General features: G+C 62.6%; 22 protein-coding genes, 1 pseudogene and 1 riboswitch. Of the genes and pseudogenes, 15 read left to right on the plus strand and 8 right to left on the minus strand.

What is annotated here, in order from left to right:
• Nucleotides 1–268: 268 nt before the first annotated feature.
• Together NUH19_RS06400 and NUH19_RS06405 are read right to left on the minus strand one after the other, a co-directional pair.
• A complete protein-coding gene (locus NUH19_RS06400) occupies nt 269–931 on the minus strand; it encodes an endonuclease III domain-containing protein (protein WP_262315720.1) in 663 nt (220 codons plus the stop codon).
• Nucleotides 918–1,889 carry an asparaginase gene (locus NUH19_RS06405; RefSeq protein ID WP_276580187.1) on the minus strand — a complete coding sequence of 324 codons (972 nt, stop codon included), beginning with the start codon at nt 1,887–1,889 and terminating at the stop codon, nt 918–920. Before NUH19_RS06405 ends, NUH19_RS06400 begins: the two co-directional genes overlap by 14 nt.
• A gap of 213 nt (nt 1,890–2,102) precedes the next feature.
• Nucleotides 2,103–2,196: riboswitch (THF riboswitch) on the plus strand.
• Between the two features lie 29 nt (nt 2,197–2,225).
• Between NUH19_RS06405 and NUH19_RS06410 the strand changes: the two genes are divergently transcribed.
• From NUH19_RS06410 to tsaD, 4 genes and pseudogenes are all read left to right on the plus strand, one after another.
• Nucleotides 2,226–2,747 (plus strand): folate family ECF transporter S component, encoded by a 522-nt coding sequence (locus NUH19_RS06410; protein ID WP_262315721.1) that lies wholly within the window; start codon nt 2,226–2,228, stop codon nt 2,745–2,747.
• Nucleotides 2,748–2,999: 252 nt separating this feature from the next.
• Nucleotides 3,000–3,722, plus strand: a complete 723-nt coding sequence (gene tsaB, locus NUH19_RS06415; protein WP_262315722.1) for a tRNA (adenosine(37)-N6)-threonylcarbamoyltransferase complex dimerization subunit type 1 TsaB — start codon at nt 3,000–3,002, stop codon at nt 3,720–3,722.
• Nucleotides 3,706–4,242, plus strand: a complete 537-nt coding sequence (gene rimI / locus NUH19_RS06420; protein WP_262315723.1) for a ribosomal protein S18-alanine N-acetyltransferase — start codon at nt 3,706–3,708, stop codon at nt 4,240–4,242. The genes tsaB and rimI overlap by 17 nt, the downstream gene beginning before the upstream one ends.
• A 13-nt stretch (nt 4,243–4,255) precedes the next feature.
• Nucleotides 4,256–5,272: pseudogene (gene tsaD / locus NUH19_RS06425) on the plus strand (tRNA (adenosine(37)-N6)-threonylcarbamoyltransferase complex transferase subunit TsaD); the annotation flags it as partial.
• Between the two features lie 255 nt (nt 5,273–5,527).
• Here tsaD and NUH19_RS06430 read toward each other — a convergent pair.
• Complete coding sequence (locus tag NUH19_RS06430) at nt 5,528–7,471, minus strand: ABC-F family ATP-binding cassette domain-containing protein (protein WP_262315724.1); 1,944 nt, start codon at nt 7,469–7,471, stop codon at nt 5,528–5,530.
• Between the two features lie 202 nt (nt 7,472–7,673).
• Here NUH19_RS06430 and NUH19_RS06435 point away from each other — a divergent pair, with 202 nt between their 5' ends.
• From NUH19_RS06435 to NUH19_RS06450, 4 genes are all read left to right on the plus strand, one after another.
• On the plus strand, nt 7,674–8,330 hold the full coding sequence (locus NUH19_RS06435) for a redox-sensing transcriptional repressor Rex (RefSeq protein WP_262315725.1): 657 nt from the start codon (nt 7,674–7,676) through the stop codon (nt 8,328–8,330).
• 146 nt (nt 8,331–8,476) lie between these two features.
• Nucleotides 8,477–9,082, plus strand: a complete 606-nt coding sequence (locus NUH19_RS06440) for a hypothetical protein (RefSeq protein ID WP_262315726.1) — start codon at nt 8,477–8,479, stop codon at nt 9,080–9,082.
• Between the two features lie 9 nt (nt 9,083–9,091).
• Nucleotides 9,092–9,484: a hypothetical protein gene (locus NUH19_RS06445; protein WP_262315727.1), complete on the plus strand. Its 393-nt coding sequence runs from the start codon at nt 9,092–9,094 to the stop codon at nt 9,482–9,484.
• Nucleotides 9,485–9,547: 63 nt separating this feature from the next.
• Entirely contained in the window at nt 9,548–11,059 is a 1,512-nt protein-coding gene (locus NUH19_RS06450; protein WP_420844673.1) for a flotillin family protein, read from the plus strand.
• 716 nt (nt 11,060–11,775) lie between these two features.
• Here the strand turns inward: NUH19_RS06450 and NUH19_RS06455 are convergent.
• Together NUH19_RS06455 and NUH19_RS06460 are read right to left on the minus strand one after the other, a co-directional pair.
• Nucleotides 11,776–12,837, minus strand: a complete 1,062-nt coding sequence (locus NUH19_RS06455; protein ID WP_262315728.1) for an LCP family protein — start codon at nt 12,835–12,837, stop codon at nt 11,776–11,778.
• Nucleotides 12,838–12,947: 110 nt separating this feature from the next.
• Nucleotides 12,948–13,574, minus strand: a complete 627-nt coding sequence (locus NUH19_RS06460) for a CPBP family intramembrane glutamic endopeptidase (protein ID WP_262315729.1) — start codon at nt 13,572–13,574, stop codon at nt 12,948–12,950.
• Between the two features lie 151 nt (nt 13,575–13,725).
• Between NUH19_RS06460 and groES the strand changes: the two genes are divergently transcribed.
• The 5 genes from groES to NUH19_RS06485 all read left to right on the plus strand — a co-directional run bounded on the left by groES (nt 13,726) and on the right by NUH19_RS06485 (nt 17,974).
• Nucleotides 13,726–14,010, plus strand: coding sequence for a co-chaperone GroES (gene groES / locus NUH19_RS06465; protein ID WP_262315730.1), 285 nt, complete (start codon nt 13,726–13,728; stop codon nt 14,008–14,010).
• A 39-nt stretch (nt 14,011–14,049) separates the two neighbouring features.
• Complete coding sequence (gene groL / locus NUH19_RS06470) at nt 14,050–15,678, plus strand: chaperonin GroEL (RefSeq protein ID WP_262315731.1); 1,629 nt, start codon at nt 14,050–14,052, stop codon at nt 15,676–15,678.
• Between the two features lie 326 nt (nt 15,679–16,004).
• Nucleotides 16,005–16,565: a YutD family protein gene (locus NUH19_RS06475; protein ID WP_420844672.1), complete on the plus strand. Its 561-nt coding sequence runs from the start codon at nt 16,005–16,007 to the stop codon at nt 16,563–16,565.
• A 13-nt stretch (nt 16,566–16,578) separates the two neighbouring features.
• Nucleotides 16,579–17,355, plus strand: a complete 777-nt coding sequence (locus NUH19_RS06480; RefSeq protein ID WP_262315732.1) for a TIGR01457 family HAD-type hydrolase — start codon at nt 16,579–16,581, stop codon at nt 17,353–17,355.
• A 1-nt stretch (nt 17,356) separates the two neighbouring features.
• On the plus strand, nt 17,357–17,974 hold the full coding sequence (locus tag NUH19_RS06485; protein ID WP_262315733.1) for a TIGR01906 family membrane protein: 618 nt from the start codon (nt 17,357–17,359) through the stop codon (nt 17,972–17,974).
• Nucleotides 17,975–18,066: 92 nt separating this feature from the next.
• On the opposite strand, the gene NUH19_RS06490 is transcribed toward NUH19_RS06485, so the two are convergent.
• The 3 genes from NUH19_RS06490 to NUH19_RS06500 form a co-directional block, all read right to left on the minus strand.
• Nucleotides 18,067–18,711, minus strand: coding sequence for a VTT domain-containing protein (locus NUH19_RS06490; RefSeq protein ID WP_262315734.1), 645 nt, complete (start codon nt 18,709–18,711; stop codon nt 18,067–18,069).
• Between the two features lie 75 nt (nt 18,712–18,786).
• Entirely contained in the window at nt 18,787–19,290 is a 504-nt protein-coding gene (locus NUH19_RS06495) for a phosphatidylglycerophosphatase A family protein (RefSeq protein WP_262315735.1), read from the minus strand.
• An 8-nt stretch (nt 19,291–19,298) separates the two neighbouring features.
• The gene (locus NUH19_RS06500; protein ID WP_262315736.1) at nt 19,299–20,279 is read right to left on the minus strand and encodes an NAD(P)/FAD-dependent oxidoreductase; all 981 of its coding nucleotides are present in this window, start codon (nt 20,277–20,279) and stop codon (nt 19,299–19,301) included.
• Between the two features lie 130 nt (nt 20,280–20,409).
• Between NUH19_RS06500 and NUH19_RS06505 the strand changes: the two genes are divergently transcribed.
• Both NUH19_RS06505 and NUH19_RS06510 read left to right on the plus strand, forming a co-directional pair.
• Complete coding sequence (locus NUH19_RS06505; RefSeq protein ID WP_262315745.1) at nt 20,410–20,991, plus strand: peptidylprolyl isomerase; 582 nt, start codon at nt 20,410–20,412, stop codon at nt 20,989–20,991.
• Between the two features lie 67 nt (nt 20,992–21,058).
• Complete coding sequence (locus tag NUH19_RS06510; protein WP_262315737.1) at nt 21,059–21,436, plus strand: CvfD/Ygs/GSP13 family RNA-binding post-transcriptional regulator; 378 nt, start codon at nt 21,059–21,061, stop codon at nt 21,434–21,436.
• Nucleotides 21,437–21,867 lie beyond the last annotated feature (431 nt).

A 21,867-nucleotide genomic window follows, 5' to 3' on the forward strand; every position in this document is an offset into this window, starting at 1 on the left:
TGGCCGCTTCACCGGCCGTGTGGTCTTTGAGGCGGGGGCCGTCGCTGGACCGGCGCGTTGTTGCCACCAAAGTTTTAGTTCATGAAAAGGGCGTGGCGGTGTGGTGGCAGGCGCCACAGACGCCGGCCATCAGATGCCAAGAAGCCGCGGCGGCGGTGTGATTGCGTGACTCAGCGCCATGCCAAAAAAGCACCGCCGCATCAAGTGCGGCGGTGCAATCATCGACGGTGCAATCAATCACCCAGCGGTCGCTTGGCGGTTCGGGGCATCAGGCCAGTGGCGCCCTCAGCGGCGTCAGGCGGCCACCGGCCAGGGGACTGGCGGCGAAGTCGGCCGGGGTCTTGACCGTTTTGCCGAAGTTGTCGATCAGGCCGTGGAATTCCTGGGCGTCGTGCAGCGACCAGCCGGCGACCGCCTGCGTCACCTTGGCCAGCGCCTGGTAGGTCGCATACGGCCGGCCGAGGAAGCCGAACAGGCGCCTGGCGTAGGCGTCGGCGACGAAGGTGGGCTGATCGAAGACGAACAGCCGCGCCGCGTCCGCGGTTTCCTGGCCGATGCCGCGCAGGGCCAACAGCTGCGCTCGCAGCGTCGCCGGCGGGAAGCCGCCGATGAAAGCGAGGTCGAAGTCCCAATGCGCCAGCCAGGCGAAGAGGCCGACCAACGCCCGACTCTTGTTTTGGTAAAAACCGCTGGGGCGAATCAGCGGCACCCAGTCGGCCTGGGTCAAGGCGGCCAGCTGGTCGGGGGCAAAGCCGGTCGTCTCACGCAGGTTGGCCAGGCTGCGGTCGACGTTGGCCCAGTTGGTGTTTTGGACCAGCACCGCGCCGACCAGGATTTCGTACTTGGAGTCGGCCGGCCACCAGCCGCTGGGTCCAAGCGCCTGGCCGAGTTGCGCGTAAAGGTCGGTCAAGGACCACTCAGCTGATCGCATTGTTCACATACGCGGCCAGCTCCGCCCCGGACTTGCCGCCGCTGAGGCCGACAATCAGCTTGATTCGCGCCTTTTGGCCGTTCAGGCCCTGGCAGAAAATCACGCCGGCCTTCTTCAGGTTGACGCCGCCGCCTTCGTAGTCGTAGACGGCCTCGGCCACGCCGTTGAAGCAGCGCGACACCAGCACCACCGGCACGTTGCGCTGCATCAGCCGCTCAAGTGCCGGCAGTGTCGCCGGCGGCAGGTTGCCGGCCCCCAGCGCCTCGATCACCAGCCCCGCGGTCGTGGCCGGCAAGGCGTCGAGCAGGGTCGCGTCCATGCCGGCGTAGGCCTTGAGGAGGAAAACATTGGAGACGACCCGGTCGATCGGGCAGGCCGCCTGGTTGATCAGCTCCTGGAAGAACACGGCGCCGGTTTTGGTCACCAGGCCGATGGGGCCGAAGGTGGGGGTGCGGAAGGTCGCGACGTTGGTCGTGTGGGTCTTGGTCACGAACCGCGCGGTGTGAATCTCGTCGTTCATCACCACCAGGCAGCCCTTGTGCCGGGCCCCGGCGCTGGCCGCGGTGCGAATCGCGCCGAGGAAGTTGTAGCGGCCGTCCGAGCCGATTTCGTTGGCCGAGCGCATCGCGCCGGTCACCACCACCGGAATCGTCGGGTCCAGCGTCAGGTCCAGAAAGTAGGCCGTCTCCTCCAGCGTGTCGGTGCCGTGGGTGACCACGACCCCGTCGATGCCGGCTGCCTCGGCCTGACGGATGCGCTTGGACAAGGCCAGCATCCGCGCCGGGGTGATATGCGGCGACGGGAGGTTGAAGATTTCCTCGTTGGTCACGTCGATGCCGTCGAGCGTCGCGTCTTGGGCCAAGAGGGCGTTGTGGGCGCCAGGCGCCACGGCCCCGGTTTCATCCGCGGTCATGGCGATGGTCCCGCCGGTGTGCAAAGCCAAAATGTGTTTCATCATCAGTCGCCTCCAGAGCATGCGCGAGCGTCACGCGCCGCGTCTTCACTAGCGTAACATGCACCCGGCGCTTTGCAAGCGCAAGTTGACCAGGTCGGAAAGTTCGTGCAAAACCGATATCATTTTAAAGCATAATCCCCGAACGATAATTCGATAAGGTCGCGGTTTCTTGCGGTTTTTCAGAAAAAGACGTATAATAAGGCCGTACCAAAAATCTAAGGAGTAGGACCCACCGCGTTAAGTGCCGCCGGAACGGAATGTGAACGGCGGACGAAGGCATTGCCGCGGTGGTGGGTCCGCATTCGCCGCTTTTGGCGTCTCCGCAAAGGGGATCATCATATGCAAGCACTATCTTTGACCGGCCCGAAGCTCACTACCCGCAACCTCGTCTACATGGCGATGTTCATGGCGATGCAGGTGGTGCTGGGTCGCCTGTCGTTTGGCACGAGCTTCCTGAAGTTCAGCCCGGCCTTTTTCGCCACCATTCTGATGGCCTACTACCTGGGCCCGTGGCTGGCGGGGCTGACCGCCGCCGTCACCGACCAGTTCACCACCATCGTCTTCAACCCCGGCGCGAACTTTCCACCGTTCACGCTGAGTGCCGTCCTGGCCGCGATCATCTACGGCGTCTTCTTCTACAATAAGAAGGTCACCGTCTGGCGCGTCGTCACCGCCGTCGGGTTGGTGATTATCATCGTGAACATCTTCATGAACACGGTGTGGATCGACATGTTGGGAACGCCGTGGCAGGGGATCATCGCTATTCGCACCGTCAAGAACCTCGCGATGTGGCCGATTCAGGCCTTCCTGTCCTACGCGACGCTCAAGGCCGTCGAACGCATCAAGCCGCACCTCAACTGAATGCAAGAGCCAGGGACCGCTTAGGCGGTCCCTTTGTGGTACACTAAGGGGCATGAGAAAAACGCGCGGTCAGGCGCTGGCGTCGCGTCGCGGCCGGCCAAGTTGCCGCTTCGGGCCGCTGCGACCGGCCAAGTTGCCGCCGCCTGGTGCGAACGGGTCAGGTTAGCGCCTTGGCCCGGTGCGACCGGGGCGGGGCCGGATGCGGCCGGGGCCACCGCGCCTTGTCAGAGATAATAGGAGTTGACCTTAACCATGAAGATCTTAGCGCTCGACACGTCCAATCAGGCCATGAGCGTGGCCGTGACCGACGGCGAGCTGGTGTTGGCCACGATGACCATCAACCGCAAGAAAACCCACAGCGAACAGCTCCTGCCGACGATTCATCGCCTGCTGGACGTGTCTGGCCTGGCCGCCTCGGCGCTGGACCGGGTGGTGGTCGCGCAGGGGCCGGGTTCTTACACCGGGCTGCGCATCGCCGTCACCACGGCCAAGACCTTGGCCTACACGCTGAACCTGGAGCTGGTCGGCGTGTCCAGCCTGGCGGCGCTGGCCGCCGGGGTCACGGCGACCACCGCGGTGATTGTGCCGCTGATGGACGCCCGGCGCCACAACGTGTTCGCCGGCGGCTACCAATGGGCCAACGGGCGGCTTGAAAACGTGATTGCCGACCGCCACCTGCCGCTGGACCAGCTTTTGGCCGAGCTTGCGGTGCTCAAGCAGCCGGCCGTTTTCACCGGGCCGGACGCCGTGGCCTTCCGCGAGCCGATTCAGGCGGCGTTGGGTCACGCGGCGAGCTTTGCCGACGCCATCACGGCGCTGCCCGATGCCGCGCGGCTGGCGCAGCTCGGCGCCTTGGCCGCCCCGGTGTCAACGCTGACCTTCGTGCCGCGCTACCTGCGGCTGACCGAGGCGGAGACCAACTGGCTGAAAACGCACGACGACAAAGGACATGCCCCTTATGTTGAGAAAGTTTAAGTCGTGGCTCGACCACGAACCGCCGGCCAGCCTGGCCTTCGCCGAGCGGCCGCTGACCATTAACGGTGTGACCTACACGCTGCGGCGCATGCGCAACGCCGACATCGACGCGGCGCTGGGCATCGAACGCGCGGTTTACCAAGGCGACACGCCGTGGGACCGCGTGGCCTTTTTGTCCGAGCTGCGCAAGGTGCAGCACTCGCTGTACCTGGTGCTGGCCGGCGACTACGGCATCGATGCGTTCGTCGGTGCCAGCTTCACCAGAGACGAGGCTCACATCACGAACATCGCGGTCGGCCCGTCCGTGCAGCGGCTGGGCATCGGCACCGCCTTGATGCAGGTGATGATCGATAAGGCCTACGACTTCGGCTCCCGGCAGATGACGCTTGAGGTTCGCACCGACAACGCACCGGCCCAGGCCCTGTACCACCAGCTGGGGTTTTACGACGGGGCGATCAAGCCCGGGTATTACGTGGCCACGCACAAGGACGCCATGGACATGTGGCGGCCACTGGATTGAAAGGACGAGTACTTTGAGTGAATTGATTCTAGCCTTCGAAAGCAGCTGCGACGAGACCTCGGTTGCGGTGATCGAAGACGGCACCCGCATTCTCAGCAACATCATCGCCACGCAGATCAACTCGCACAAGCGCTTCGGCGGCGTCGTGCCCGAGGTCGCCTCGCGCCACCACGTCGAGCAGATCACGGAGGTCATCGACCTGGCGCTGAAGGAGGCGCAGGTGACTTACACCGACCTGACCGCGGTGGCCGTGACTTACGGGCCCGGTCTGGTCGGCAGCCTGATGATCGGCGTGACGGCGGCCAAAACGGTCGCGTTCGCGCATCACCTGCCGCTGATTCCGGTCAACCACATGGCCGGCCACATCTACGCCGCGCGGTTCGTGCAGCCCTTGACCTACCCGCTGCTGGCGCTGGTGGTGTCCGGCGGTCACACCGAGCTGGTGACGGTCGAAGCACCCGGTGAGTTCGCAATCATCGGCGACACCCGCGACGACGCGGCCGGCGAGGCTTACGACAAAATCGGGCGGGTGCTGGGCATTCCCTATCCCGCCGGCAAGGAGGTCGACCGGCTGGCGCATCTGGGGCAGGACACATTTCATTTTCCCCGGGCGATGGTCGACTCAGACGACCTGGACTTTAGCTTCAGCGGCCTGAAGTCGGCGTTCATCAACACGGTTCACCACGCCGACCAGATCGGTGAGACCCTGAGCCGCGAGGACCTGGCGGCGAGCTTCCAGGCCGCGGTGATCGACGTCTTGGTGGCCAAAACCATGGCGGCCCTCGCCGCGCATCCGGTGGCCCAGCTGGTACTGGCCGGCGGGGTGGCGGCCAACCAGGGGCTTCGCGCGGCGCTGGCCGCGGCGCTGGCCACTCATCACCCCGACATCACGCTGATCGTGCCGCCGGTGCGGCTGACCGGCGATAACGCGGCGATGATCGGTGCGGCCGCTCACATCGAGCTGGCGCATCACCACCTGGCCGACGAGTCGCTGACCGCCACGCCGGGGCTGAACTTCCCCCGGGCCAGCGAGGCGGCACCAGCCGTTGCGACCGGCGCAAGCCAGCCGCAGCCGGTTGCGGCGGCGACCGAAGCGCAGGCCTTGGCCGGTCAAGCTCGCGCCGCCCAGACCCCACAGCCCAAGTCCGGGCAACCCGACCTGGGCCACCGCGGCGAGGTCGTGCTGCCCAAGCCCGGACCGGTGCGGCGCCGCCGATAATCGAAAAACAAACAGCGGCCCGGTCGCACTTCGCAATGGAAGTGCGGCCGGGCCGCTGTTTGGGCCTCAGGCGCCTTGCAGGTCCTCCAGCTTCAGGCTGGCGGTTTCCCAGGCGTCCTCGGTGGTCGCCACCTTGGCGTTGACGGCGTCGAGCTTGGTCTGCAGGTCCTGCATCTTGACGTAATCCGTCAACACGTCCGGGGCGGTCATCTGCTTTTGCAGCGCGTCGGCCTGATCGGCGAGCTCGCCCAGCTGGTCCTCAAGCGCCGCAACCTCGCGTTCGAGCTTGCGCTGGGCCTTTTGGTCGGCCTTGCTTTGCTGGTAGTCGACCTTGGCGGCGCTGACGGTCGGCCCCGCGACCGGGTCGGCGTTCTCCTGGGCCAGCGCCAGCTTTTCGGCCAGCTTCTCCTGGTAGTAATCCCAGTTGCCCAGGTACAGGTCGGCGCCGCTCGGCTCGACGGCGACGATGCTGGTCGCCAGCTGGTTGATGAAGTAGCGGTCGTGCGAGACGAACAGCACGGTGCCTTCAAAATCGGCCAGCGCCTGCTCGAGGACCAGCTTGGAGTTGATGTCCAGGTGGTTGGTCGGCTCGTCCAAAACCAGGAAGTTGTCGTGCTTCAAAGACAGCTTGGTCAGCTCCAGCCGCGCCTTTTGGCCGCCGGACAGGTCACCGACGCGCTTTTCGATGTCGTTGGCGTCGAACAGGAAGGCCGCCAGCGCGGAGCGGATGTCTTTTTCCGCCATGGTCGGGTGGTCGTCCCAGATCTCTGCGATCACGGACTTGTCCCAGTGCAGCTGGTGCTGGTCTTGGTCGTAGTAGCCGGTGGTGACGTTGGTGCCGAACCGCGCGTGGCCGGCCTTGAACGGAATCTGGCCGAGGACCGACTTGAGCAGGGTAGACTTGCCGACGCCGTTGTGGCCGATGATCGCAATGCGGTCGCCCTTGTTGACCTGGAAGTTGATCGGGCCGGCCATCACCGGGCCGTCCGGGTAGCCGACGGCGGCGTCTTGGACCTGCAGCACCTCGTTGCCCGAGGTTTTCTCGGGGCTGAAGCGAAAATGCACGGTCTTCTCCGGCCCGTCCGGCCGCGGCAAGCGGTCCATCTTCTCCAGCTGCTTGCGCCGGGCCTGGGCCTGCTTGGTCGAGCTAGCCCGGACGATGTTTTTGGCCACGAAGTCCTCGAGCTTGGCGATTTCCTCCTGCTGCTTCTCGTAGGCCTTCCACGCCAAGGCGCGGTTTTGGTCCTTTTGCTGCAGGTAGCCGGTGTAGTTGGTGGTGTAGTGAACCGCGCGGCTCGGGGTCAGCTCGTAAATCTCAGACACCACGTGGTCCAGGAAGTACTGGTCGTGGCTGACGGTGAGAATCGCGCCGGCGTAAGTCTTGAGGTAGCCCTCCAGCCAGCTGAGCGTGTCGATGTCCAGGTGGTTGGTCGGCTCGTCCAAGATGATGAGGTCGTGGTGCTCAAGCAACAGCTTGGCCAGGGCCAGCCGCGAGCGTTCGCCGCCGGACAGCGTGTGAATCGGCATCTGCCAGGTGCTTTCCGGGAAGTTGAAGCCGGTGAGGACGCCGCGAATTTCGGCGCGGTAGCCGTAGCCGTTGGCCGCTTCGAAGTCGTGTTGCAGCTGGTCGTACTGCTTCAGCACCGCGTCGTAGTCGGCCTGGTTCTCCGCGAGCTTAGGGTCGGCGATCGCGGCCTCGAGCTCGTGCATCCGCTGCTCCTGGGCAATCTGCTTGGCAAAAATCGTCAGCATTTCGTCGAAAATGTTGCGGCTGGAGTCGAGCCCCGAATCCTGCGCCAGGTAGCCGATCGACATGTTCTTGCCGGTGGTGACCAGGCCGCCGTCTGCCGGGTCGAGCCCGGCGAGAATGCGCAGCAGGGTGGTTTTGCCGATGCCGTTGGGGCCGACCAAGCCGATGCGGGAGTTGGTCTGAACCTCAAGCGTGATGCCCGTGAATAAGTCGTTGCCGTCGAAGGTGCGGCCGACGCCTTGGGCCTGCATGATGATCATCTTATCGTTCCTTTCAGTCGTCAATAATTCCAGTTTACCATAGAAGGAATGTTCGGGTTGTGAAAAAAGTTGAGCATGACCGGTCTAGAAACTTGCAGTCTTATGAAAAAGCGGTTACTATATTTTGAGAAGCATGCTGACAATTTCACAATTGGGCATGCAGAGCTGCCGCGCTGACGCGGCCAACTTAGGAGGCATATTGATGGCTGAAACGATGATTCCCAAGGCCACGGCGAAGCGACTGCCGCTTTATTACCGCTACCTGAACTTCCTCGCGAACTCCGGCACCACCAAGGTTTCATCCACGGAGCTGTCCGAGGCGGTCAAGGTGGATTCGGCAACCATTCGGCGCGACTTCTCGTACTTCGGGGCGCTGGGCAAGCGCGGCTACGGCTACGACGTGATGGACCTGATCAAGTTTTTCAAGAAAATTCTCAATCAGGACCGCCTGACCAACGTGGCGCTGGTCGGCGTCGGGAACCTCGGTCACGCGCTTTTGAACTACAACTTCCGCCAGACCAACAGCATTCGCATCAGCGCGGCCTTCGACGTCAACCCCCAGCTGGCCGGCACCATTCAGGCCGGGGTGCCGGTGTACCCGATGTCCGAGCTGGTGTCGCAGCTGCGCCAGCAGCAGATCGAAATCGTGATCCTGACCGTGCCGATTGACGCGGCCCAGGGCATCACCGACGACCTGGTGAAGGCCGGCATCAAGGGCGTGATGAACTTCACCCCGCTGCGCATCTCGGTGCCAAGCTACGTCCGGGTCCAAAACGTCGACCTGGCCACCGAGCTGCAGACGCTGATTTACTTCCTGGAACACTACGGGCCGACCCTGCAGGACACCGAGGAAGACTAACATAAGCGAGCCGTCTCACAAAGAGGCGGCTTTTTTGCTAGGCGAGCGTTGGCGGCGGCGGGACCGGGGAGACACGGGCTGTCGCGTTGACGTAAGCGCTACAAATTGGTATATTGACCTCGATCACTAGCGGGGAGGAATGCGGCATGAGCCTAGACGGGCAGCGCGGCAGTCAGTTGTTGAAACAGCACCATTCAAGCGTCAGCCTCAAGCAGCGCCACGTGCTGCGACCGGGGCTGGGCCTGGGCCGCCCCGGGCTTGCGACCAAGCCGAGCCGAACGGCGCAGGCGGTGGCCGGCCACCGGGCGGCCCAGGCCGGGCGCTCGCGCGATGCGACCCAAGCGGAGCGCTCGCGCTTGGCGAAAGGCGGTGGCCCAAGCGAAGGCCTTGGCGGCCAGCGCAACGGTGGGCGGCAGACCGCCCGCAACGGGCAAGGCGCCGCTCACGACCGGGCGACCCAGGGCACGACTGGCGGGGCCAGCGAGCGCCAACCGCGCAATGCCGCCAAGCAGTCGCACCGGCAGGCCAACGCCACCCACGTGCGGATGCCGACCGCGGCCCCGGCGCAACCGCGTGGTGCCGCGGCTCACAGCGATCAGGCGCGATCCAAACCAGCGGCGCAACCGCGAGCCAACCCGGCCAAGGGCAACACCGCCAAGTCGGCCCAGCAGCCCGGCGGCGGGATCAACTGGGGGACACTGATTCTCGGGGTGGTCGCGATCGTGTTGCTCTGGCTTTATTTCATGGGATGAGGTGAGTCCATGCAGGCATTGTGGAATCAGCCCTGGTGGGTGCTGGCCTTGGTCGGCCTCCTCGTGGCGATTATCGGTGGCGCCTTCTTGTGGGCGCTTTTCTCCCTGGTCGCGCTGCCGATTCTGGCGGCCTTGAGCCGGCTGTTTCGCGGCGTGGATAACAGCACCGCCGAAAGCAGCAAGGCCTACCTGGTCGGCCGGCTCAGCCTGACGATTCCGGTCGGTGGCCTTGGCGAGGTGATGGTCGTCGGCAACGGCCGGGCCCGGCAGACCTACGCCGCTCGCGCCTACGACCCCGGCACCCGCATCGCGCAAGGCACCCGGGTCGTCGTCATCGAGCTCAAGGCCGGGGTGGCGTATGTGCAACCGGTTCGCGATCCGGCCACGACGACCACGAAATAAGGGGTTTTACAGTCCGGTCGGCGCCTTTGCACCGGCCACACGCTACTAAAAGGAAGTGTCATGATGGAAAACTACTCGAGTCTGATCATCATCGGCGTCATCGCCGTGCTAGTCATTTTGTTCTTTGTCTTTTTGGTCACGCACCGCAAGACGGCGCTGCCCAACGAGGTCTTGATCATCTCCGGGGCGATGATCGGCGGCAAGCACTCTTACCAAGACACCAACGGCAACAAGGTGAAGCTGATCACCAACGGCGGGGCGTTCATCCTGCCGATCGTGCAGCGCTGGGACGCCTTGTCGCTCAACACCCGCACCATCGAGGTCGCCACGCCCGAGGTTTACACCAAGGCCGGGGTGCCGATCAAGGTCGATGGGACGGTCATCCTGAAGATCGGCTCCTCGCTTGAGGAGATCGCGACGGCCGCCGAGCAGTTCCTGGGCAAGGAGGACGCGCAGATCAACGGCGAAGCCACCGAAATTCTGGAAGGCCATCTCCGCGCCATTTTGGGGACGCTGACCGTCGAGGACACCTACCAAAACCGCGAGGTATTCGCCGAGAAGGTGCAAGAGGTCGCAAGCTCCGACCTGGCCAAGATGGGCCTGCAGATCGTGTCCTTCACCATCAAGGACATCACCGACAGCAACGGCTACTTAGACAGCCTGGGCAAAAAGCAGATCGCCGAGGTCAAAAAGAACGCGGCGATCGCCGAGGCCGAAGCCGACAAGGAGCGGCGCATCAAGCAGGCCGAGGCCGACCAGCTGGCCCAGGAAGAAGAGATCAAGCGCCAGACGCAGGTCGCCGACTCCAAACGCGCCCAGGCCGTGCAGGTCGCGGAGTTCGAAAAGGAACAGCAGATCGCCAAGGCCCAGGCGGATCAGGCCTCGATTGCCGAGCAGATGAAGGCCAAGCAGGTCCAAAAGGAAAAAGACATCGAGCTGGCGCAAAAAGACGCCGACCTGCAGGAAATGACGCTGAACGCGACCGTGCGTAAGCAGGCCGACGCCAACCGCTACCAGGCCGAGCAGGAGGCCGCCGCGCAAAAGGCGGCCAGCATCGCTAAGGCCCAGGCCGAAGCCGAGCAGGTGAAGCTGTCGGCCGAAGCGTCTGCCGAGCAGGTCAAGCTGCAAGCGGCCGCCCAGGCGGAGCAGGTTCGCCAGGCCGCCGACGCCGCGGCTCACCAAGTCGAGGTGCAGGGGCAAGCCGAAGCCAAGGCCACGGAGCTGACCGGTAACGCGACGGCGGCCAAGACCCGCGCCGTCGGGCTGGCCGAGGCCGAGGCGACCGAGAAGAAGGCCGCCGCCCTGGCCAAAATGAACGAGTCCGGGAAGCTGCAGATGGTGCTGGATGTCCTGCCGGCGCTGTTTGCCGCCAACGCCGACGCCTACAAGAACGTCGACCACGTGACGCTGTACGGCCAAGGCGACGTGACCGGCCAGTCGGTCGAGAACATGACCAAGCAGCTGGCGATGATTCACCAGATGACCGGCATCGACCTGGAGCAGGTGATCAACAGCACCATCAGCACCAAGGCCGGCACCAAGCCGGTGGCCGACGCGGTTCAAAAGGCCGAGTAGGCGCCGCGGCGCCGGGCGAGGCCCAGCCAGGCCCCGGCTCAGCTACCGGGTGCGGCACGACACGGGCCGGGTCGCGGTTCAACGCAGTGCAAAGCGCATGCGGCACCGGCCGAGGCACGAAAAAGGCGCATCCCCAGCGGGGATGCGCCTTTTTGGGTGCCGAGTGGTTCGCCGGCCGGTTAGCGAGAGACGGGTAGAATTAGGCGAGTCAAAATGCTTGACGGCAAATTGGTCCGGTGTTAAGCTATCCGCGAATGATCAGTCACGTGCGGGGATGGCGCTGCGGCCGCAGCGCTGGCACCTCTGCCGCATAGGGGAACGATCCGGAGCGCAAGCGCCTCTAGTACCCCACCCATGCCAAGCCGCAGTGTAGCGCCACACGGCTTTCAAACTCAAGAGTTTTAGTGCAACTCCTTCAACTTAGGAGGAGATACCAGGGTAAAGGATTTTACCACCCCACCGCTCGCACCAAGCTAGGACCTACTCGCAACTCGAGGTAGCTGCGGCCCCGGCGAGCGCGGTGGTGGCACCACCATAGTAAGCAATGGACAGCAACGTAACCGAATTAGGCCAAGGCCACCGGACTGGGTGAGTCCGGTGGCTTCGGCGCGGCCGCCGCACCCCCATCGTTGCGGCGGCTTTTGGCGTGGCCCCATAACCGCGGCGCCGATGGACGCCAAAACGCCGCCGCGATGGCCTGCGACGGCGTTTTGGGGTTAGAGCTCGGGGTTGTAGATGGTGTAGACCTGCGCGGCCGGGTTATCGAAGTTGAAGCCGGTGTTGGCCTTGTTCTCCCGGACGTTTTGGTTGGCGATGGTCTCGGTCGCAAGCCCCAGGGCGGTCCGCAGCTTGTCGGAGACGCGCTGCAGCTCGCTAGTCGAGGGAATCTGGTAGGACGACGGCCCCGGGTAGACCCAGGCGTCGTGGCCCTGCACGTGGTCGGTCGTGACCTTGCCGGCGGCCGCGCGGTAGTTGGTGACCAGCGTGGTCAGATCCGAGAAGCTCAGGTTGGTTCGCATGTTGCCGGAGATGGTCTTGAGCAGGCGGTCAAAATGGGTCAGCGTGTCGGTCGACAACGCCTTTTTGAGAATCGCGCGAATCACCTGCTGCTGCCTTTTTTGGCGGCCATAGTCGCCTTCCGGATCCTCGTGGCGCATTCGCGCGTAGGCCAGGGCCCAGGCGCCGTTGAGGTGCATCGGCCCCTTGACGAAGTGCTGGGAGCCGGTGTCCTTGTCGGTGAAGGAGAAAGGAACCTGCACGTCGATGCCGCCGACCGCGTCGACGATTTTTTCAAGCGCCCCCATGTTGACGGTCAGGTAGTAATCGATCGGCACGTTGACTAAGGCGGAGACGGTCGCAACCGCCATCTTGGAGCTGCCGATCGAGTAGGCGGCGTTGATTTTTTGCATGTTGAAGTGGGTGGTGCCGATCATCTTGGCGGCGGTGTCGCGCGGAACGCTGACCAGGGTGGTCTTTTTTTGCTTGGGGTTGACCACCGCGACAATCAAGGTGTCCGAGCGGCCGTTGTCGGTGCGGCCCAAGGCGCCGGAGTCGACGCCGATCAACAGCGCGGCGAAGGGCTTCTTGTTTTGAATCGTCGGGTTGGCCTTGTTGTCCAACGACGCGTAGGTCTTGTCGAAGGCGTACTTGGCCTGGCTGTAGAGGCGCAGGCCGTACAACCCGGCGGTGACCAGAAGCGTCGACACGATGAGCAAAACGAACTTGAGCCAGGGCCGGTGCGGCCGCCCCTGGTCGTGGCGGCTGGTGCGAGTATCCATTGCAATCACTCCTTAAAGCTATTGTACCGACTCAACCGCGGCTGCGTCAGGTTGCGGCCATTGTTAACGCATCCTTAAGCTCGCCGCCGGTCGCGGTTCCCCCCGCCGGCCTAATGCGCGAAGGCGTCAATCAGCGTCAAGGCGACGGTGCCGACATGGGCGATGATTGCCGGCTGGATGCTGCCGGTGCGATCGTACAAGAAGGCGTAGGTGGCCCCGACCAGGCTTGCGACCAACCAGTGCGTCGGGTCGCTGGCCAAGGCGAACAGCAGCCCGGCGATCAGGGCCGCCCCGACCTTGCCGGTGACGCCGGCGAGGTTGCCGAACACGATGCGGCGGAAGGTCAGCTCCTCAAGAATCGGCATCACGACCACCAGGCTCACCAGGTAGCCCGGGGCGGCCTGCACCGCCGTCAGCGTCTGGTTCAACGCCCAGCCGCCGGCGCGGTTGAACAGCAGCTGCTCCAAGAGGCTGGCACCGAGCTGCACCGCCAGCACCAGCGCGATGCCGGAGATGCCCCACACCGCCCGGGTGGTGGGGCTGGCCACGCCGGCCGCCTCGATGGCGTTGGGGACAATCAGGCGGCGGTTGGCTAGCAGGGCCACGATCAGGCAGACCAGGCCCAAGGCAGCCGCGAGCCACAGGCCGCCGGTTCCCCACCGCGTCAGCCACAGGCCACCGATCAAGGCGACCAGGTAGCAGCCGACGATCGCAATTGCATTTTTCGCTCCAGACATCAGGCACCTCCAAAGATTTTCGTTCAGGGTCAGTATAACAGACCGACTTGGGGGTTGCATTCAGGCGGCAAACTCGTTATAGTAATGAATGTAGTTAGCACTTGGGACACAAGAGTGCTAAGCCTAATCAATTATGTATGGAGGGATTGCCTTGTTAAAACCATTAGGAGACCGCGTCGTCGTATCGGTCGTTGAGGAACAAGAAGAGACTGTTGGAGGCATTGTGCTCGCCAGCAACGCGAAGGAAAAGCCCCAATCCGGCAAAATCGTCGCCGTGGGCGAAGGCACACGCACCCCTGAAGGCAAGCTGCTGCCGCTGACCGTCAAGGTGGGCGACGTGGTTGTTTACGACAAGTACGCCGGTTCCGAAGTGAAGTACGAAGGCGAGAAGTACCTGGTCCTGCACGAAAAGGACCTGATGGCGATCGCTGAGTAATCTGAGTCAATAATCTATCATATGAGGTGAACGAGACACATGGCAAAAGATATTAAATTCGGCGAAGACGCACGCCACGCAATGCTGGCCGGCGTCGACAAGTTAGCAAACACGGTCAAGACGACCCTTGGGCCTAAGGGGCGCAACGTCGTTTTGGACAAGTCTTACGGCTCTCCTGAAATCACCAACGATGGTGTGACCATCGCCAAGAACATCGAGCTGGAAGACCACTACGAGAACATGGGGGCCAAGCTGGTCGCCGAGGTCGCAACCAAGACCAACGACATCGCCGGTGACGGCACCACGACCGCGACGGTTCTGGCTCAGTCCATCATCCGCGAAGGCATGAAGAACGTGACCGCCGGCGCCAACCCTGTTGGCATCCGCCGCGGGATCGAAAAGGCCACCAAGGCGGCCGTTGACGAGCTGCACAAGATTTCCCACACCGTGTCCGGCAAGAAGGAAATCGCGCAGGTGGCCAGCGTCTCCTCCGCCGACCCTGAAGTCGGCGACCTGATCGCCGACGCGATGGAAAAGGTCGGCCACGACGGCGTCATCACCATCGAGGAAAGCAAGGGGATCCAAACCGAGCTGTCCGTCGTTGAAGGGATGCAGTTCGACCGCGGCTACCTGTCCCAGTACATGGTGACCGACAACGACAAGATGGAAGCGGACCTCGACAACCCGTACATCCTGATCACCGACAAGAAGATCTCCAACATCCAGGACATTTTGCCACTGCTGCAGGAAATCGTGCAGCAAGGTAAGGCCCTCTTGATCATTGCCGACGACGTGGACGGCGAAGCGCTGCCGACCCTGGTTTTGAACAAGATTCGCGGCACGTTCAACGTCGTTGCCGTCAAGGCCCCAGGCTTCGGCGACCGGCGCAAGGCGCAGCTTGAAGACATCGCGATTCTGACCGGCGCCACCGTCATCACCGGCGACCTCGGCCTCGACCTCAAGGACGCCAAGCTCGAGCAGCTCGGCCAGGCCGGCAAGGTCACGATTACCAAGGACAACACGACGATCGTCGAAGGCGCAGGTTCCAAGGACGCCATCGCCGAGCGTGTGGCCACCATCAAGAAGCAGATTGAGGACACGACGTCCGACTTCGATAAGGAGAAGCTGCAGGAACGCCTGGCCAAGCTGGCCGGCGGTGTGGCCGTGATCAAGGTCGGTGCCGCAACCGAAACCGAGCTCAAGGAGCGCAAGTACCGCATTGAAGACGCCTTGAACGCGACCCGTGCGGCCGTTGAAGAAGGCTACGTCGCCGGTGGTGGTGTCGCCTTGGTCAACGCCCAAAAGGCCGTTGCCGCCCTCAGCGAGGAAGGCGATGAGCAGACCGGGATCAACATCGTGCTGCGTGCCCTTGAGGAACCGGTTCGCCAGATTGCCGAAAACGCCGGGCTTGAAGGCTCCGTCATCGTTGAGCGCATGAAGCACGAGGCCACGGGCTTCGGCTACAACGCCGCAACGGACGTCTGGGAAGACATGGCCGCGGCCGGCATCATCGACCCGACCAAGGTCACCCGCTCCGCGCTGCAAAACGCCGCGTCTGTTTCCGCTTTGATTCTGACCACCGAGGCCGTGGTGGCCGACAAGCCAGAACCGAAGACGGATGCCCCACAGCCGGGTGCCGGTGCCCCTGGCATGGGCGGCATGATGTAACCCAAGTTCACAGACAAGCAAGAGAAGATCGGCTGCGGCCGGTCTTTTTTTGGTCCAGAGCGAAGAGGCGCGGGTTTAGCGGGACGGGTAGCGTAGAAGCGGCGCTTGGGGCGGGTCTTGCCCCAAATGCCGCTTCGAGCAGGCCGCTCCCGCGTTGCGCCTCGCAGCTCGACGACCAGAGCGAAGTGAGGCGGGTTTAGCGAATCGCGTCACAACCAACCGGCACTCGGGCCGCCCCGAGTGCCGGCCGCCGCTGCCGCCCCAACCGCGGCGGTTTCGTGCTATACTTAACCAATATCAACCGCCGCGGTGGCGGTGAAGGGGGCATGAACGTGAATGAGGATCAAACCGTGAATCCGGAAGCGGCGCTGGCCCAGCGCGTGGTGCAGGTCGCCCCCGACTTGGTGACCGTCGACGGCCGGCGCTATGCCATCGCCTTGGATCACAAGCAGGCCTTTGACCGCGAGAAGTTCGCCGCCCGTTACACCGACATTTTGGAGAAGTACGACTACATTGTCGGCGACTGGGGCTACGACCAGCTGCGGCTGCGCGGCTTTTACGCCGATGACAACCGCCGGGCCAACAAGGACCAGCTGATCCGCACCTTGCAGGACTACCTGCTGGAGTACTGCAACTTCGGCTGCGCGTATTTTGTGCTACAGCGGCTGGACGCGCCGGACAAGCCGGTCAAAAAACGCTCGCGCGGCGGCCGCAACCAAAAGCGCCGCGGCGATGCCGGCAGGCGTTCGGAGGCCGCGCGTAAGCCGTACAGCGAACGCATCACCAAAAAGCCGCAGGTGACCGCTGGCAAGGCGGAAACCGTGGCGCCGCACCAACCGCGCAAGCGTCACTTCACGATTCACTCGCGCGAGACTAACGAGAAATAGGGTAGACGAAATTTTGGCATACAAAGGATACATGATTGATCTGGATGGCACGGTTTACCGCGGCCGGGAACGCATCCCGGAAGCCAAGGCGTTCATCGAACGTTTGCAGGCCAAGGCCATCCCGTTTTTGTTTTTGACCAACAACACCACCAAGTCGCCGGCCGCGGTCTGCCGCAACCTGGCGGATAACCACGACATCCACGCGACGCCGGACCAGGTGTACACGCCCAGCCTCGCCACCGCCGCCTGGATTCAGGCGCAAAACAACGGCGATGCGACCGGCAAGTCGGTGTACGTGATCGGCGAGCTCGGCCTCAAGCAGGCGCTGCTTGACATCGGGCTGCGCTTCAACGACGTCGACCCCGATTACGTGGTGGTCGGGCTGGACTACGACGTGACCTACCACAAGTTCGAGCTGGCGACGCTGGCGATTCAGCGCGGCGCCAAGTTCATCGGCACCAACGCCGACACCAACCTGCCCAACGAGCGCGGTCACGTGCCAGGCGCCGGCTCGGTGATCGCGCTGGTCGAGCGCAGCACCCAGCAAAAGGCGTTTTACATCGGCAAGCCCGAGGCCATCATCATGGAGCAGGGGCTGCGCCGCATGGGCCTGAAGAAGCAAGACGTGGTGATGGTCGGCGACAATTACAACACGGATATCTTGGCCGGCATCAACGCCGGCATCGACCAGCTGCTGGTGTACTCCGGCATCTCCACCAAGGCGCAGGTTCGCGCCGAGGCGGTTCAGCCGACGCATTCGGTTGACTCGCTGGCCGACTGGGAGGTGTGACATGCGCTGGCGCTTCTTAGCCCTGTGGCTGTTTCTGGTCAGCGGCGCAATCTGGCTGACAATTCTGCTGTCCTTTGCGCTGTTTCCGCTGTTCGTCCACCTCGATCACCTGCAGGACGTGGCGGGGATGGGCATGGGCAAGCTGTACCACAATTACGTGCAGCTGATGGGTTACCTGCACCTGCCTTGGGAGACGCATCTGCACATGAGCGACTTTCCGGTCAGCGTTCACGGGGCCCGGCACTTTCGCGACGTCAAGCACCTGTTTTTGCTGGACATCGCGATTTGCATCGTGACCGGCCCGATTGCCGTGCGGTTTTTGGCCAAGCTGCGCCGGGTTAAGGAACGCTACCGCCTGGTGCGGCCGTTTCAGATCGGCGCCGTCGCCCCGCTGGTGCTGGGAGCGTTGATGTCTTTGAACTTCGACGCCGTGTTCGTCGCCTTTCACAAAATCATGTTCCGCAACAACGACTGGCTGTTCAACCCGGTGACCGATCCGATCATCCTGGTGCTGCCGGAGGACTTCTTTTTGGCCTGCTTCGCCCTGGCGCTTGCCGCTTTCGAGGCGCTGATGGTCTGGGGCATCGTGACCGGCCGCCGCGACGCTCGGGGGCTGTGACTGGCCCTGCCGCGAAGCCCCACTGTGACTAATCAAAAAGGCGCCGCCTGCAATCGACTGGATTGCAGGCGGCGCCTTTGGTGTCTGGGCGATTAGGCCTTGCCGGCGCGGCGGGACCGCAGTGCGGTGATCAAAACCGGCACCAGCGAAACGGCGACGATGGCCAGCACCACCACGGAGAAGTGGGCCTTGACGAAGGGCTGGTTGCCAAAGAAGAAGCCGGCCACGCAGCACATCGTCACCCACAGGAAGCCGCCGAGCAGGTTGTAGTGGATGAACTTAGGGTAGTGCATGTTCGACCCGCCGGCGACGAACGGGGCGAAGGTTCGCACCAGCGGCATGAACCGCGCGATCGCGATGGTTTTGCCCCCGTGCTTGTTGAAAAAGGCCTCGGCCGACTGCAGCTTCTCGCGGTTGATCAGCTTGGCGAACCAGCTGGTGTTGGCGGCGGCGAGCCCCAGGTGGCGGCCAATCTCGTAGTTGGCCGTGTCGCCGAGCACCGCCGCGGCCAAAAACAGGGCGAACAGCAGCCAGATGTTCAGGTGGTAGGCGGAATTGGCGGCCAGGGCACAGGCGGCAAAGAGCAGCGAATCCCCGGGCAGGAAGGGGAAAATCACGATCCCAGTTTCGATGAACACCATGACAAACAGGATTAGGTAGGTCCAGTTGCCGAAGTTGTTCACGATGCTGACCAAGTGGGTGTCGATGTGAAGAATGAAGTCGATCAGTTGCGTCATGGCTTACTCCTTTGCGCGATTATAAGCCGTATTATACGCGCGGCCCAGGCCGAAGGCGCCGGGCTTGGCCAAAGCTTAATAATTGTCGTCCTCAAGCTCGGGGTGGGCATGCGCCAGCCGGCTGGCCGCCGCCGCGGCGATTGCGCCGACGATGTCGTCCAAGAAGGTATGGATGATGCCCGGCTCATGCGCGTTGAGCTTGGCCAGGATGCCGGGCTTGACCCGGTCGATGTAGCCGTAGTTAGTGAAGCCAATCGAGCCGTAGACGTTGACGATGGCGAAGGCCAGGATCTCGTCGACCCCGTACAGCCCTTCGTCCTCGGCGATGATGCTTTGCAAGGGCTGCTCCAGCTTGTTGGCCTCGGCCGCCTTGTCCAGGGCGATACCGGTCATCACCGCGTTTTGCACCTCGCGCTTCTTCAGCACGATCAGGGCGTTTTGGGTGGCGACCTCGAGCGTCAGGCTCGGGATGAACTTGGCCTGCAGGAACATCACCAGTTCCCCAATCGCCTCGGGGGTCACGCCGCGCTCTTGCAAAAGCGCGAGTGTGTGTTCGTACAATTTTGCCTCGTTAGTCATAATGCCTCCTAATGGTAGAGCTGGGTGCTGTGCAGCGCCTGCTTGCGTTCCGGGTACAGGTAGTTGAGGGCGCCGGTGACGGCCGTCGGTGCCTCGCCGAAGCCGCTGGCAATCAGCTTCAGCTTGCCCGGGTAGTCGGCGACGTCACCGATGGCGTAGATGCCGGGGATGCTGGTGGCCATCTGCGAGTCGACGGCAATCGCGTTGCCGGCAAGCTCAAGCCCCCAGTTGCGCAGCTGCTTGTTGTCGCTCATGAAGCCGTAGTTGACCAGCAGCCGGTCGACGTTCAGGGTCGCCGAAGACGGGCCGCGGACCTCCTTGAGGGCGACGTCGATGCGGTCTGAAGCGGCGGTCACCGCGTCGATCAAAAACGGCGTGTGCAGTTGAACGCTTGAGGCCTGCAGCGTTTCGACGCTTGATTCCAGGCCGCGGAACTGGTTACGGCGGTGAATCAGGTGAACGGACTGGGCAATCGGCTCAAGCGCCAGGGCCCAGTCGATGGCGGAGTCGCCGCCGCCGGCGATGGCGACGTCCAGGCCGCGGAACGACTCGAGATTTTTGACGAAGTACAAGACGTTGCGGCCGTCCAGCGCGGGGTCGTAGTCGACGGCCAGCCGCCGCGGGGTGAAGGCCCCGCCGCCGGTGGCGACGATCACGGCCTTGGTGTGAATGGGCTCGCCGGTGGTGGTCAGGGTGAAGCCGCCGTCAACCGGGGTGATGCCGGTGACCGCCGTGGCCGTGCGGATGGTCGGCTGAAAGTGTGTCACCTGCTGCTTGAGGCGGTCGACCAGCTCCTGGCCGGACACCCCGGGTATTCCGCCGATGTCGTACAGCGTCTTGGCCGGGTACAAGTTGCCGGTTTGGCCGCCCAGCTCGCTCAGGCTTTCCACCAGCAGGACGTCGGCGGAACGCAGGCCCGCGTAAAAGGCGGCGAACATACCGACGGGGCCGCCGCCGATAACAGTGATTTCATAGGTGTGTTCTGACATAGTCTCTCCCCATTTCTGACTTACTGACCTAAGGTATCACATTTTGCCGCCGCATGGTAATCACGCGGCCGCTAAGGTAAAATAAGCTGAACACACATGCGTGGTGCCGGCCACCGCGCGTAAGGAGGAAATTATGTACCCACAACTTGATCTCGAACACTTTGAAGGCCCCAAGGCGGTGATGGTCACAAACCTTGGCACCATCACCCTGGCGCTGTTTCCAAAGCAGGCCCCAAAGACCGTTGAGAACTTCATCGGCCTGGCGGAAAAAGGCTACTACAACGGTGTGACCTTCCACCGCGTGATTCCGGACTTCATTATTCAGGGCGGCGACCCGACCGGCACCGGTGCCGGCGGCGAAAGCATCTGGGGCAAGGCCTTTGAGGATGAGTTCAACCCGACCGTTTTCAACCTGCAAGGCGCCTTGTCGATGGCCAACGCCGGTCCCAACACCAACGGCAGCCAGTTCTTCATCGTCTCCAACGAACACATCAACCAGAACATGCTGGGCCAGATGCCCAGCGCCGGCTATCCGCAGCCGGTGATTGACGCCTACAAGAACGGCGGCACCCCGTGGTTGGACATGCGCCACACCGTCTTCGGCCACGTCCTGGACGGCCTGGACATCGTCCAAAAAATCAGCAAGGTCAAGACGACGGCCGACAAGCCGAACACGCCGATCACCATCGAGTCGGTCACCATCCAAAAGTAGGCTGGTCACGTGCGATTTTTCATGTATACTATTAAGGGAAATCGAAAAACAGAAATGAAGTGTCAGCATGGAGTATCGCATCGGAGATATCATTACTGGCAAAGTCACGGGGATTCAGCCGTATGGGGTGTTCGTCCTGCTCGATGAGGACCACCAGGGGCTGATCCACATTTCCGAGTGCCAGCACGGCTTCGTCAAGGCACTCGGGGACCTATTCAAAGTGGGCCAGAGCTTGGCGGTGGTCATCTTGGACATCGATGAGTACTCGGGCAAGATCAGTTTGTCACTGCGGGCGCTTCAGCCGGCGCCGGCGATGACGACTTATCGGCATCGCAAGCATTACTGGACGAACCGGAAGTATCACACCGGGTTTGCCCCGATCGCCAGCCGCCTCGACGGATGGGTCTCGGAGTACTTAAGGGAGTTGGAGAAGGACGCGCAGTGAGCGCGTTCTTTTTTTATCCCGACCCGGCACGAATAAAATCTCCGAAATTGGTATCACCGTTCGTGAATCACGGAACTGAATATTCATCGCCGGGCGAGCGTTCGGAAGACATTCGGTTCTTCATTTTTTTCTGGGGAAAAGCAGATTTTTGGTTGACGTTGCGCCCCTTTGGCTGGTAAGATACTTGTTGTTGTCGAAGCGACCCACCGGTTGCTGAATGGCACGGATGAATAAATATTCACCCCTTAAAATAACCGTTGACAACATCGTCGCGATAAGATATACTCATTAAGTTGTCTTAACGACAAGGTAGTCCTTTGAAAACTGAACAAAGTTTCGTAAATGTGATAGGGCTTTTCTTAATTGAAAAGAATTAAACATTGCGAAGTCAATTCGCTAGTAACAACAAATCGAGCTATTCAAACAGCTCA

The organism is Lacticaseibacillus parakribbianus, assembly GCF_025490915.1.
Classification (GTDB): Bacteria; Bacillota; Bacilli; order Lactobacillales; family Lactobacillaceae; genus Lacticaseibacillus; species Lacticaseibacillus parakribbianus.

Coding starts and splice junctions, on each gene's coding strand:
- NUH19_RS06400 (WP_262315720.1), bottom strand. CDS start 931: ATGCGATCAGCTGAGTGGTCCTTGACCGACCTTTACGCGCAACTCGGC.
- NUH19_RS06405 (WP_276580187.1), bottom strand. CDS start 1,889: ATGATGAAACACATTTTGGCTTTGCACACCGGCGGGACCATCGCCATG.
- NUH19_RS06410 (WP_262315721.1), top strand. CDS start 2,226: ATGCAAGCACTATCTTTGACCGGCCCGAAGCTCACTACCCGCAACCTC.
- tsaB (WP_262315722.1), top strand. CDS start 3,000: ATGAAGATCTTAGCGCTCGACACGTCCAATCAGGCCATGAGCGTGGCC.
- rimI (WP_262315723.1), top strand. CDS start 3,706: ATGTTGAGAAAGTTTAAGTCGTGGCTCGACCACGAACCGCCGGCCAGC.
- NUH19_RS06430 (WP_262315724.1), bottom strand. CDS start 7,471: ATGATCATCATGCAGGCCCAAGGCGTCGGCCGCACCTTCGACGGCAAC.
- NUH19_RS06435 (WP_262315725.1), top strand. CDS start 7,674: ATGGCTGAAACGATGATTCCCAAGGCCACGGCGAAGCGACTGCCGCTT.
- NUH19_RS06440 (WP_262315726.1), top strand. CDS start 8,477: ATGAGCCTAGACGGGCAGCGCGGCAGTCAGTTGTTGAAACAGCACCAT.
- NUH19_RS06445 (WP_262315727.1), top strand. CDS start 9,092: ATGCAGGCATTGTGGAATCAGCCCTGGTGGGTGCTGGCCTTGGTCGGC.
- NUH19_RS06450 (WP_420844673.1), top strand. CDS start 9,548: ATGGAAAACTACTCGAGTCTGATCATCATCGGCGTCATCGCCGTGCTA.
- NUH19_RS06455 (WP_262315728.1), bottom strand. CDS start 12,837: ATGGATACTCGCACCAGCCGCCACGACCAGGGGCGGCCGCACCGGCCC.
- NUH19_RS06460 (WP_262315729.1), bottom strand. CDS start 13,574: ATGTCTGGAGCGAAAAATGCAATTGCGATCGTCGGCTGCTACCTGGTC.
- groL (WP_262315731.1), top strand. CDS start 14,050: ATGGCAAAAGATATTAAATTCGGCGAAGACGCACGCCACGCAATGCTG.
- NUH19_RS06475 (WP_420844672.1), top strand. CDS start 16,005: ATGAACGTGAATGAGGATCAAACCGTGAATCCGGAAGCGGCGCTGGCC.
- NUH19_RS06485 (WP_262315733.1), top strand. CDS start 17,357: ATGCGCTGGCGCTTCTTAGCCCTGTGGCTGTTTCTGGTCAGCGGCGCA.
- NUH19_RS06490 (WP_262315734.1), bottom strand. CDS start 18,711: ATGACGCAACTGATCGACTTCATTCTTCACATCGACACCCACTTGGTC.
- NUH19_RS06495 (WP_262315735.1), bottom strand. CDS start 19,290: ATGACTAACGAGGCAAAATTGTACGAACACACACTCGCGCTTTTGCAA.
- NUH19_RS06500 (WP_262315736.1), bottom strand. CDS start 20,279: ATGTCAGAACACACCTATGAAATCACTGTTATCGGCGGCGGCCCCGTC.
- NUH19_RS06510 (WP_262315737.1), top strand. CDS start 21,059: ATGGAGTATCGCATCGGAGATATCATTACTGGCAAAGTCACGGGGATT.